This is a genomic window from Paenibacillus sp. FSL E2-0201, from assembly GCF_037963325.1.
Classification (GTDB): Bacteria; Bacillota; Bacilli; order Paenibacillales; family Paenibacillaceae; genus Paenibacillus_AQ.
In genome coordinates this window covers 5,161,481-5,174,596 of the sequence record NZ_CP150154.1, presented here as the reverse complement: position 1 = coordinate 5,174,596, position 13,116 = coordinate 5,161,481, and the positions used below count along the sequence as shown (strand labels likewise).

Sequence of the window (13,116 nt, the reverse complement as noted above, 5' to 3'; positions counted from 1 at the left end):
TTTTTTTGATTAAGGAATCACGTTTCTTGCCCCTGACTGAGGACAAGAACGTTATACTTCGCCGATTAGATAAATATTTAACTATAGTTCAATGTTATCTATTAACCTAACTGGCAGATTAACTCTATAAGCCTCTTAGGATTAGTATGCGTTAGTTCAACGATAACAGCGGCAGTCTAAGACTTATTTTTCAAAAGCTAACGATTTTTCAATTCAAAAACGGCGTTAAATCAACGACTCCAGTCTTTAGAGTGTTCATAGGGAAGAAGTTGCTATAGGACTCAAACGAAACTAAACAGCGAAGAAAGCCTAGATTTTGACCGTTGCGGACTCCAAAGGCGCTATTGACCTCAAACTAGCCGAGATGGGGGACTTTCGCGACGAATAGCTTCACTGGAGTCCGAAAAGTTGCAAAAACAGCACGAAATTTCATGAATAACGACTCCTGAGCCCACAAGTAATTAATGTAGCTAGCAGAAGCGAAAATGTTGAGTGTTGAAACCCGAACCTTAACTCTACGCTCCAAACAGAAAGTATCGAATGTTGCGCACCGGGTATTAACAAACTAGAAATACTAAACAGCAAGTCAACAAAATACGTTAGTTGCTGTTTATTTCGTAGCTTTTTTATTGTAAATCATTAGAAAATACTAGCAAACGCATGTTCTGATTTGTGCAGTTATGCTATACTGATGGGACGAGGAACGACTGAACTTTTTCATTTGAACATCATCACACGGTGAGTATTTCACCTTGTATCATATACATTTTCTCCGCTACGGAAGGAGTCTATCATTTATGTCGGTAACCTTTTTACTAGGCCGCTCAGGCAGTGGCAAGACAACAAAAATATGGGAGTCTATCTCTTCTTCATTAGAGCAGGAACCTCTTGGCGCACCGATCATTATTCTAGTACCGGAGCAAGGTTCTTTTGGAGCAGAACGGGGGCTTCTCACCGTAGGGAATGTGAAGGGGAGCATTCGGGCGCAGACACTAAGCTTTTCTCGGCTTGCCTATCGGGTGAAACAGGAAACTGGGGGTAGCGCTAGCCTGCCTATCAGTGAAGAAGGCAAAAAGATGTTAATTTATAAAATTATCCGCCGTCGCAAAGAGGAACTAAAATTGTTCGGTGCCTCAGCAGACAGACCGGGTTTTGTGGAACGGCTGAATCAACTGCATACGGAGATGAAGCGTTGTTGCTTGGCTTCCACTGATTTAGAGGAACAGTTGTCTGCAATGCGAGGCGCTATTGCAAGAAGCCCTATTCTTGAAGGAAAGCTAGATGATTTACAGGTGGTATTCAGCGATTTAGAGAAGGAGATGTCGCGTCTCTACATCGATGAAGAGGATCGTTTAGCGGAACTAGCTGAGCATATTCCTGATTCCGCCTACATTCGTGGAGCGGAGATTTGGGTAGATGGGTTCCATGGCTTTACCCCGCAGGAATTCGTAGTGCTTAGAGAATTAATGCAGCAAGCATCGAAGTTGACCGTCTCACTTACACTTGATCGCTCTTATCCCTATGGAGATCAGTTGAATGAGCTTGAATTATTTCACCCAACTGCGGTTACTTACATTAAACTGCGTGGAATAGCTGAAGAGCTGGGCATGGATGTGTGGGACGAGCTTTTGGAGCCAGCGGTTCTTCCGCGTTTTGAAGAAAGTCCTGCTCTTGCTCATCTCGAAAGGGGATATGACCGTCGAAAGGTCTGGTTTGGTGCAGATGAACTGGCAAATGAAGCAATATCTATAGGTGCAGCAGTTTCTCACAGAGCAGAGGTTGAGGGAGCGCTGCGTGAAATGATCAGGCTGGCACGAGATGAAGGTGCAAAATATGGTGAAATGGCCGTATTAATGCGTAATATTGGAGATTACGAACAGCTGATTAAACCGTTGTTCCAAGATTATGGAGTGCCATTTTTTCTGGACCAGAAGGTAAATGAGCTGCATCATCCATTGGTAGAGTTTGTACGTTCCGCATTGGATATAGTGCGTCGACGCTGGCGCTTCGAGGATGTTTTCCGCTGCGTAAAGACAGAGCTTTTGCTTCCGCTGGACGGTAGTATTACGCGTGAGGATATGGATGATTTAGAGAATTATGTGCTGGCTTGTGGAATTCAAGGGTATCGCTGGACCGATGGCCGTTCTTGGAAAGGGATCCCTAGCTTGTCGCTGGAAGGCGGCAGACAGATGGATGAAGAACTGCTTGCTACGATGGAACGATGCCGTGCCAGTATAACGGGTCCTTTATTTGCTTTTGAGAAACGGATACAGAAGAGTAGAAGCGGTCTTGAACTTTGTACCGCCGTGTACAAGCTGCTGGATGAGACGGATGTTGCTCGTAAGCTGGAGAAACTTAGTGTTGATTCTATGGAAAAGGGGCAACCCGAGAAGGCTAGAGAACATAGTCAGCTGTGGGGTGCAGTGCTTGATCTGTTAGATCAGATCGTTGAGATGATGGGCAACGAGAGATTTGAATTTGATGTGTTCACCGGAGTCCTAGAGACAGGACTTGCTGAGCTTAAGATGGGACTTGTTCCTCCCGCGCTCGATCAAGTACTGGTTGGTAACATGGATCGTACTCGACCAACGGGAGTTAAATACGCTTTTTTGCTTGGATTTAATGAAGGTGTTGTGCCTGCGCAGTTTAAGGAAGATGGAATTCTCTCGGAAGGCGAACGCTCTGTGCTTGAGAACGCCGGTATGGAGCTTGCTCCTGGTGCTTCTCGTAAACTGCTGGACGAGCGGTTTTTGATCTATAATGCCCTAACGACAGGAAGTCGAAAGCTCTGGATTAGCTACGCTACAGCTGATGATGAGGGCAAGGCTCTTCTTCCGTCTGAGGTAATCCGTCATTTGCATAGAATGTTCCCAAGGGTTCAAGAGCACATCCTATCCACACTTCCCTCTGCGGGACTACCAGATGAAGTCAGAGATTCCATTCACCTGGGTTACATTGGTCATCCAGAACAGAGTCTTCGTGCATTGATTATGCAGCTACGCCAGTGGCGTCAAGGGACCGAGATACCTGTATTGTGGTGGGATGTTTATAATTGGTTTGCGTCTGATGAGAAACGAAGCCTCGAACTGAAACGTCTGCTCAGTTCATTGTTTTATCGTAATGAGGGAACGAAGCTAAAGCGAGGTACTAGCCTGCGATTGTATGGGGGATCGACACTGCGTGGCAGTGTGTCCCGGATGGAGAAGTTTGTTGCTTGCTCCTTCTCCCATTTTGCATCCTATGGACTTAGATTGAAGGAACGCCAGCTATATAAGCTGCAAGCACCTGATATTGGACAACTGTTCCATGCTGCGTTAAGTGACATGGCGGTAAGACTGAAAGAAGAGGGCCGCGGCTGGGGAAGCTTGTCTCCAGAGGAATGTCGGCGTGAGGCAAGTGAAACGGTAGAACGTTTATCGCCGATGCTACAGGGTGAAATTCTGATGAGCTCTAAACGTTACGGATACATTTCCCGCAAGCTAAAAAACATTGTTGGACGTGCTTCTGTGATTCTGGGCGAGCATGCCCGCCGAGGTAGCTTTGAGCCGGTAGGGCTGGAGCTGGATTTTGGACCGGATAAGGAGTTGCCTCCTTTAAGAATTACGCTGCCGAATGGCTGTGTGATGGAGGTTGTTGGACGGATTGACCGTGTAGACATGGCCCGTGGAGAGAATGGAATTCTTCTGCGAGTAATTGATTATAAATCGTCTCAAAAAGATCTCAAACTGCATGAAGTGTACTATGGATTATCGCTACAGATGCTGACCTATCTGGATGTGCTGCTTACGTACTCGGAGCAATGGCTCGGGCAACCGGCGCTTCCAGCAGGGACACTGTATTTTCACGTACATGACCCACTGTTAACCTCATCTAACGGGATGAACAAGGAACAGGCAGAACAAGAATTGCTGAAACGCTTCAAGATGAAAGGACTGCTTACAGCAGACCGCGAGGTCGTATCCTTGATGGATACGACTTTAGACAAAGGGTATTCTTCTATCGTGCCTGTAGCAGTAAAAGCTGATGGCAGTTTTTATAGTAGTGCTTCTGTAGCTACACCAGAGCAATGGGGGCACTTATTATCATCCGTTCGGGGAACGATCTCGGATATCGGGACACGCATTACGGAAGGTGATGTGGCGATTGAGCCATACCGGATTGGGCAGGAGACAGCCTGCACATTCTGTTCCTTTAGACCCGTCTGCCAGTTCGATGAAGCCGTGGAAGGTAATGGCTACAACAATCTGGGTAAGCCAGGGAAGGACGTTATTTGGGATCTGCTGTCCCGCAAAGGAGGAACTACACCGTGAGTATTAAGTCTGAAATAGAAGCGAAACCGGAAGGAAGCATATGGAGTGATGACCAGTGGCGCGCCATTGCTGAGAGCGGTGATGATATCCTCGTTGCCGCGGCGGCAGGTTCCGGTAAGACAGCGGTACTTGTAGAACGGATTATTCGCAAAATCAGCAAGGAAGAGAATGGCTTTAGCGTAGATAGATTGCTAGTAGCTACGTTTACCAAAGCTGCTGCTGCCGAGATGCGCCAGCGGATTAGGGAAGCACTCGATCGGGAGCTTGAGGAGAATGGAGATAATGACCATTTACGCCGTCAGCTGTCGTTGCTCGGGAAAGCCTCGATTACAACACTACACTCCTTCTGTCTGGAAGTGATTCGGCGTTACTATCAGATTATTCCTATAGATCCCGGTTTCCGTATACTGAACGAACATGAAGCAGAGATGATGCGGCAGGAGCTGCTTCAAGAGCTACTGGAGGAAAAATACGGTGAAGTAGGTGAAGATGGCGCGGATAGTGTATTTGTACAGCTTGCTGACTGGTTCAGTGGTGAACGCAGCGATGATGCGGTACATGCGCTCATACAGCGACTGCATGATTATGCCCGCAGCCATCCTTGGCCAGAGCAGTGGCTTCGTGATACCGCAGCTGATTTCTCATTACCAGACACAGATAGCTTAGGTCGGACTCCTTGGGTGCTAAGTATTCTTGAAGAAGCGAAGCTGACCCTTGCGGGTGCAGCCAGTCAGCTTATCCAAGGCCGAGAGATCGCGCTACAGCCAGGTGGTCCGGCGCCTTATGCCGAGAATCTGACGGCCGATCTTGAGATGGTAAATGCATTGCAGGAGGCTGTGAATGAACGGCCATGGGCAGAATTATATGATATTTTCATGGAAGTATACTTTGGGAAATTGAAAGCTTGTAAGAAGGATTCGACAGATCCTGGACTGCAGGAAATGGTTAAAGAACTGCGCGATAGTGTGAAGAAGAGTATTTTAGATCTTCAGAAGGCATTGTTTGGCCGTCCTGCGGATGTTTTTTTGCGAGAACTGAATGAGGCGGCTCCTCTTATGGCAGAGCTTGCTGAGACGGTGATAGCGTTCGGTGAACGTTACCGAGTCGAAAAAGCAGGACGGGGTCTCGTCGACTTCAGTGATTTGGAGCATTATTGTCTGCAAATTTTACGTCATCCAGATTCTCTACCGGGCCATTCCCTGCCTTCTGATGCAGCGATGGAGTACCGTGCCCAATTCGATGAGGTTCTGTTAGATGAATATCAAGATACGAATAGTGTGCAAGAAGAGATTGTGCGGCTTATCTCCCGCGAAATACCTGGTAACCGATTTATGGTCGGAGATATGAAGCAAAGTATTTATCGGTTCCGTCTGGCAGAGCCGGGGCTGTTCCTGGATAAATACCGCAGCTTTGGCTCTAATAATGCCGGAGGTGGCAGCAATACAGTAGGCGAATCCGAGTTAAGCGAGTTATCTGATAAGCCTAATGAATCGTCCGGAGGTTCGGTTATCGATCTAGCACGTAATTTCCGTAGTCGTATGGAGGTTGTAAATGCCGTAAATATGATTTTTCGGCAGATTATGAACGAGACTGTGGCGGAGATTACTTATGACGAACGTGCTGAGCTTGTGTATGGTGCGAATTTCCCGGGTGCAGCAGAGAAGGGGCCAGATACTTTTTTTGCACCGGAGCTATTATTGATCGATCGCGGAGCGGCAGCAGGTAAAGTAGAAGAGACTTCTGAGGACAGTGAGACTCCACTTCAGGAGAGTGAAGCCATTGAGAGTGAGACTGCGCAACTGGAAGCACGGGCGATTGCTCGGCGTATTTCACAGATGACTGGCCTGAATGGCGGATCCCCGCTGCTGATTTATGATAAAGGGCTTAAGATTATGCGCCCAGTGATTTATGGTGATATCGTGATTTTGCTTCGTTCGGCGAGAATATGGACCCCTTTAATCATCGAAGAGCTGCGGATGGAGGGAATCCCTGCTTATGGAGATCTGAATAAAGGATATTTTGAAGCCACAGAAGTAGAAATTGCACTTTCACTCTTAAAAATAGTTGATAATCCTCAGCAGGATATTCCACTCGCTGGTGTGCTTCGGTCACCTGTTGTTGGTTTATCTGAAGAGGAGCTGGCTACAGTTCGGATGTGCAGCCATGGTTCTTTCTATCGTGCTGTAAAAGTGGCAGTGAACATGCAAGATGTAAAAGCAACTGAGGAAGAGTACGATCTTTTCTCAGCCCATGAAATGGAATCCGCAAGCACAGCTGATATAAATACGTTCTCTAATGAGGCCTCTTTTGACAATGGCGTTCATGATGTAGGAGCAGAAAGTGAAGCTGTACCGCAGATCAACCCAGAGTTGAAGCGTAAGCTTGAGAATTTCCTGAGACAGCTTGATAGCTGGAGAGATGCAGCTAGACAAGGCAGTCTCAGTGAGCTGATCTGGCGTATTTATGGTGAGAGCGGCTATCTGGAGTGGGTTGGAGGACTGCCTGGAGGCTCGCAGCGCCAGAACAATCTTAAGGCTTTATATGATCGGGCGGTTCAATTTGAGAATGATACTGCGGCGCGTGGGTTGTTCCGTTTTCTGGTGTTCATTTCACGGCTTCGTGAGAATGGCGGAGATCTTGGTGTAGCAGGTGGTGGTGGTGAAGAGGGCAATGGGGTCAGAATAATGACCATCCATAAATCCAAAGGCTTGGAGTTCCCTGTTGTTTTTATAGCGGGTATGGCGAAGCAGTTTAATCGGCAGGATCTGCACTCTCCATTCCTGATGCACAAAGAACTCGGCTTCGGACCACGTTTTGTGGAGCGGGAAACACGTGTCAGCTACCCAACGCTTCCTTATTTGGCTATTAATCGTCGTACACGACTTGAATTATTGGCTGAGGAAATGCGGGTATTATATGTAGCTTTAACTCGCCCGAGAGATAAGATGATTCTAGTCGGTACCGTAAGAGATTTACCAAGGAAAATCGCTAGCTGGAGCAGTGTGCAGAATCGGGAAGAATTGTTGCTTGCTGATCATTTATTAGCCCGGGGACGTAGCTATTTGGACTGGGTTGGACCGGCATTGATCCGGCATCCGGCAGCGGCTATTCTTCGTAAGCTAGGTGGTTCAGAAGGTACTGTCTCGACAGTGCTGCACAGCGATATCTCGAACTGGAGCATCACTGTACAGAATGCTTCGGACCTGAATTCAGGGGCATTCCTTCCAGCGGATAACGCTGAAGACAAAGCAGAAGAACGTCTAACTGTACTCAAGGCGCTTCAAAAAGGTGCATCTGTAAATGTTTATAGATCAGAGAATAGCGAAGAGATTGCCAGAAGACTAGAATGGCCTTATCCGTATACGGCTGCCTCTGGCATTCCTGCCAAAACCTCTGTTACAGAGTTAAAAGCTTTGTTGTCGATGCAGGACCAGCCTTCTTATGATCTCCTAGAGGAAGGCGGCCGCCCTGCTACCTCAACAGAAAACAATAAACGTACAAATGTGGCAGGAGCAGACAGTCTTCATTTACGCCGTCCGAAATTTATGGAGAAACGCAGTCTAACCCCAGCGGAGCGCGGGACAGCCTACCATACAGTTATGCAGCATATTCCGCTTGAGGGTTCAGTTGACCCTAAGGTTGTGGAAGAAACATTAGCACGACTAGAGAGAGTGGCTATTCTAACTGCTGAGCAGGTGGAGGCGGTGGAACCGGCTCAGATAGAGGCCTTTTATACGAATGAACTTGGTCGTAGATTAATAGATTCTTCTTGGAAGCTTAGAGAAATGCCTTTCAGTTATATGGTTCCCGCAGACGAGGCTTATCGAGGGCTCGATTATATGAATAAAGCCGTATCAGAGCTAAACCCAGAGAATCATAATGAAAGCTTTAGTGAAGCTGTGCTGATCCAAGGGGTGATTGACTGTCTGTTCCGTGAAGAGGACCGGATCATTCTGCTAGACTATAAGACGGACTCTGTTTTAGAACATCAGGGTGGGATAGAAGCGCTTAAGGAAAAATATCGTTTTCAGCTAGAGTTATACAGCAAGGCATTACATGATATTTTGGGAGAACCGATCAGCGAAATTTGGCTGTACTTTTTTGACGGCGGACATGCTGTGAAATTATAAATCTATTCATTGCCGCATAGAGCGGGGAAAGAGGACGAAGATGCGGATATTGCATACGGGAGATTGGCACCTCGGCCGAACGCTGGAAGGAAGAAGCCGGCAGAAGGAGCAAGAGCAGTTCATAGATGAATTGGTGGAGATCGCCGATTTTCATAAAGTGGATTTGATTCTGATGGCGGGAGATGTATATGACTCCGTTAATCCACCAGCGGCTTCAGAACAGCTATTCTATGAAGCTGCTGCTAGGCTGACTTCAGGGGGAAGACCACTTGTTGTGATCGCCGGAAATCATGACCAACCGGAGCGCGTATCTTCTGTTTCACCGCTTGTATTAAGACAGGGGATTACATTGGTGGGTCTTCCTACTTCTGAGCCAGTGACTATTCATGCTGCGCGTACGGGTGAGATTGCTAAAATCGCAGCCCTTCCCTATCCCTCGGAGGCACGTCTCGGTGAACTTCTTGCTGGAGACAGCGGGGAAGAGGAGCTTCGACTGGCTTACAGCGCGCGGGTAGGCAAGCTCATGCAGCTGTTGGGACGGGAATTCACACCAAAGACCGTGAATTTGGCGATGAGCCATATTTATGTGCTTGGTGGAGTGGAAAGTGATTCGGAACGTCCAATTCAAGTGGGCGGAGCTTATACTGTTGATCCTTCTGCTTTGGCCTGTGGAGCGCAATATACGGCACTGGGTCATCTCCATCGCGCACAGCGAGTTAAGGGGGAAGGAATGATCCGTTACAGCGGATCCCCGCTGGCATACAGCTTTTCTGAAGCAGGGCAAGCCAAGTCGGTGACGCTGATTGATGTTGCGCCGGGTGGTGAACCGACCTTCGAAGAAATTTATCTTCGTTGTGGGCGTCCACTTGTACGATGGAGCTCCACTGGCGGATTACAGGAGGTATATACCTGGCTGGATGAAGGCAGAGATGCCTCTGCTTTTATAGATTTGGAAATTCGGCTTAGTGAGGCTATGTCGATGAACGATATTCAACGCTTGCGCAAGTCACGCGAGGGGATCATTCATATTCGTCCGATCTACCCGCAAATGGAGATGGAGCTCGAACAAATTTCCCGTTCGCGTATGCCTGTGCAAGAGTTATTCCGTAAATTCTATCAGCGTCAGACAGGTGGAGCGGAGCCGGAAGACAGCTTGATAGAGCTGTTCTTACAGCTAACCGAAGAAGAACGGCGTCAGCCAGAGGAAGGAGGGGAGAACTAAGGTGAAGCCTATTCTATTAAAAGTAGCAGGATTACAGAGTTATAGAGAAATGCAAGAAATAGATTTTGAAAGTCTGTGTGAGACGGGGCTGTTCGGGATCTTTGGACCAACAGGTAGCGGTAAATCCAGTTTGCTGGATGCTATTACTTTGGCGATGTACGGGAAAGTGGAGCGCGCTGTTAATGGAACACAGGGGATTATGAATCACTCTGAGGATTCACTCAGCGTGGCGTTTACCTTTGAGCTCACTTCTTCCGCTGGGGCACATCGTTATCGTGTTGAACGGAAGTTCAAACGGACAGGTGAGCAAACCGTCAGTAACACGATTAGCCGTTTCATTGAGATTACACCTGACGGGGATAACGTCATGGCGGATAAGCTCGCAGATGTTACGCGCTGCGTGGAGGAGCATATCGGTCTAAAAATGGATGATTTCACGCGAGCGGTTGTATTGCCGCAGGGGAAATTTGCCGAATTCTTATCGCTTCGTGGCGTAGATCGTCGGCAAATGCTGCAGCGCCTGTTCCATCTGGAACAGTATGGCGATCAGCTTGCAATCAAGCTTAGCCGACGGGTGAAGGAGAATGAGGCGGCGCTCCGCGCGCTCATCGCTGAGCAGCAGGGGCTTGGCAGCGCAGGCAAAGAGGATGTAGAGGCAGCGGCGGAGCGCCTCGAGCAGGCCACCCTTTATGCTGCGGAATGCCGCCGAAAGCTTGAGGCGGCATTGCAGGTCTCGGAGCGTTTCGCGCGTATTCGCGAGCTCCAAGAGGAACGCACCCGCCGCGAATTGCAGCGGCAGGGGCTGCTCGCCAAGGAGGAGGAGATTTTCCTCCTTGAACAGAAGCTCGGCCAAGCTGACGAGGCCGAGGCAAGGCTTCCCGCGCTGAAAGCATGGCGCAGCGCGGAAGAAGCCTTTAAGAGCCGATTGGCCCGCGCGGAGGGCCAAGAGGTGCTGGCCGCCGCCGCCGAGCAGGAGGCGGCGCGTGCCGCTGCCGCCGCGGCTGCTGCGCAGGCCGCGCTTGCGGCGGAAGAGCCGGCCCTCCGGGAGGGGGCCGGCACCTACCGCCGCGCGCTCGAGCTCGAGTCCGAGCTCGGGGCGCTACGGCGCGAACTCGCGGCTCTGCGTGAGCGCCGCGAAGAGGCCTCCCGCAAGCTAGCGGAGCTGCGGGAGGGCATGGCTCGGGAGCGTGAGCTTTTGGCCAAGGGCCAAAAGCGCCAGCAAGAGCTGCAGCAGAGCTTGCAGCCGCTCGGTGTCCGCTCCCAGGAGCGGCAGTCTCTGCAAGAAGCGATGCAGAGACTGCAAGGGCTGCACTCCGCCGAATCCCAGTGGGATAAGGCTGAGAAGGAGCGCCTCGAGCGTGCCGCTGCCCTGGCGGCTGCGCAGGCGCGACTCGCGGAGGCCGAGGGCCGTCGCGAGTCGCAGGAAGCTGCTCGCGGGCAACTGATCCGCGAGGCGGCGCTGCATCAAGAGAAGCTGCTGGCAGCAGAAGAAGCTGCGCGCACCGCAGCGGAGCGCCTAGAGCAACATATTGGTGCATTGGAAGCAGCTATGAAGGATCAAGAGCTTCACAGATTGTCCCTTGCACTAGCTAAGGAGCTGGAAGAAGGGCAACCTTGTCCTGTATGCGGCAGTGAGCATCATCCTGCACCTGCATTGTTGCAGGATAGCTTAGAGCAACAGGAACTGGAAATGAAGCTTCAGCAAGTTAGGGCGTTATCCAGACGGGCATTAGAAGCTCGTCATCTGTTCCGCGGTCTTCGTGAACAGGATCAAGTATGGCTGGAGCAGGTATTTGGAAATGAAGTTATTGAAGCGGCAAATCACCCTGCAGCTGCAGGTTCAGAAGTCAGTACTGCTGAAGTTCCTTCAACCGATGTGTCTATTCCCGGGGAAAAAGAATTGTCAGAACTTGAAGCTGCACTTTTGGCATTAAAGGGTCAGTCCGGTGAACTGCGCCGAACTGCGGTACAATGGCAGCAATCAATGCAGGAGGTTCAGCAGCTGTGCCTCAAAGAAGCAGCAGGTGTCGATGGTGAACGTAGCTGGGTGGAAGGAATTACCGCCAAAGCTGAGGAACTCAGCGCGCAGCTAACGACGATGCGGCAGAACTGGGCACAGCAATTCCCGGATTTGGCACCAGGTGAAGTAGAACAAGCCTATCGTGAGCTGGTTGCGAAGGATGCACAAGCTGAAGAAATTAGATCGCGTCTTGATATCAGCGTCAAGTTTCTGGAAGAGAAGAGTGCTTCAGTGCAGAGCCTTCAAGAGACCATAACAGGGTTGGACAAAGAGCTGGCCCAGTGGATCACACAGATCGAAGGGAAGGAAGAATTGCAACGCGAAAAAGATCAGCGTCTACTGGAGTGGACGAATGGTCGCGCGGCAGCTCCTCTTCTAGCGGCGTGTGAAGGACGTCTGCAGGAATTGTTAACGGCTCTGGAGGCAAGTAAGCAATCGCATCTCACGGCGGCGGAGAAGGCTCAGCATGAGGTTAAGGAAGCTGCAATTTCTCGCCAGGCTGCAGAATCTGCGCGTGAACATTACGTAGCAGCTACCAGTCATTGGGAACAAAGCTTGGCATCTTCACCGTTTAGTTCAGCTGCTGAGGTTGAAGGGGCAGCGCTCACACCCGAAGAACGGGAAATGGCTTCTTCCAGGGTACGTGCTCATCGTGCCGAGGAAGCTGAGGTCTCCTTGCAGCTACGTAACATTGAAGAGAAGCTTGATGGGGCCAGCTTAAGTGAAGAGGAATGGCAAGTAAGCCAGATCACCTTAAGAGAAAGCAAGACTGAGGACGAAATATCTCTACAAGCTAGAGCACGTGCAGAGCGTGATCTGGAGGATTTGCGGCATCGGCATATTCGCTGGATGGAGCTTGAAGGTCAGCGGATTGAGCACGCTTCTTTGCAAGATCAGCTATCCAAACTGCAGACCGTCTTACGTGGGAATGCCTTTGTTGAGTACATTGCGGAGGAGCAGTTGATGCAGGTGTGTCAGTCCGCTTCTCAGCGGCTTCGTTTCCTGAGCAAACAGCGTTATGCGCTGGAGGTTGATTTGGGTGGCGGCTTTGTAATCCGAGATGACGGGAACGGCGGGGTAAGAAGACCTGTCTCAACTCTGTCTGGTGGAGAGACCTTCCTCACATCCCTTTCCCTGGCACTTGCTCTTTCAGCTCAGATCCAGCTCCGCGGACAATATCCGTTGCAGTTTTTCTTTCTGGATGAAGGGTTTGGTACGCTCGATCCAGAGCTGCTGGATACAGTGATTACTTCACTTGAAAGATTGCATAACGATCAGCTGTCGGTTGGCATTATCAGCCATGTCCCAGAGCTTCGTGCAAGATTACCGCGTAAGCTGGTAGTAGTTCCTGCTGAACAGGGCGGCGGAGGATCTCGTATCCTTTTGGAAAAAATGTGAAGGATTTTAAACTGTGTGATTGATATCACAGATACA

Annotated in this window: 4 protein-coding genes; all 4 read left to right on the top strand. The window is 49.7% G+C overall.

What is annotated here, in order from left to right:
- The first annotated feature begins 797 nt into the window (after window positions 1–797).
- Genes addB through NSU15_RS23385 form a run of 4 tightly spaced genes read left to right on the top strand, consistent with a single transcriptional unit; the run spans window position 798 to window position 13,080 of the window.
- Complete coding sequence (gene addB, locus NSU15_RS23400) at window positions 798–4,310, top strand: helicase-exonuclease AddAB subunit AddB (protein ID WP_339287702.1); 3,513 nt, start codon at window positions 798–800, stop codon at window positions 4,308–4,310.
- Window positions 4,307–8,440 carry a helicase-exonuclease AddAB subunit AddA gene (addA, locus tag NSU15_RS23395; protein ID WP_339287701.1) on the top strand — a complete coding sequence of 1,378 codons (4,134 nt, stop codon included), beginning with the start codon at window positions 4,307–4,309 and terminating at the stop codon, window positions 8,438–8,440. The genes addB and addA overlap by 4 nt, the downstream gene beginning before the upstream one ends.
- A gap of 40 nt (window positions 8,441–8,480) precedes the next feature.
- Window positions 8,481–9,662 (top strand): exonuclease SbcCD subunit D, encoded by a 1,182-nt coding sequence (locus tag NSU15_RS23390; RefSeq protein WP_339287699.1) that lies wholly within the window; start codon window positions 8,481–8,483, stop codon window positions 9,660–9,662.
- 1 nt (window position 9,663) lies between these two features.
- Window positions 9,664–13,080 carry an SMC family ATPase gene (locus NSU15_RS23385; RefSeq protein WP_339287698.1) on the top strand — a complete coding sequence of 1,139 codons (3,417 nt, stop codon included), beginning with the start codon at window positions 9,664–9,666 and terminating at the stop codon, window positions 13,078–13,080.
- The last annotated feature ends 36 nt before the right edge of the window (window positions 13,081–13,116 follow it).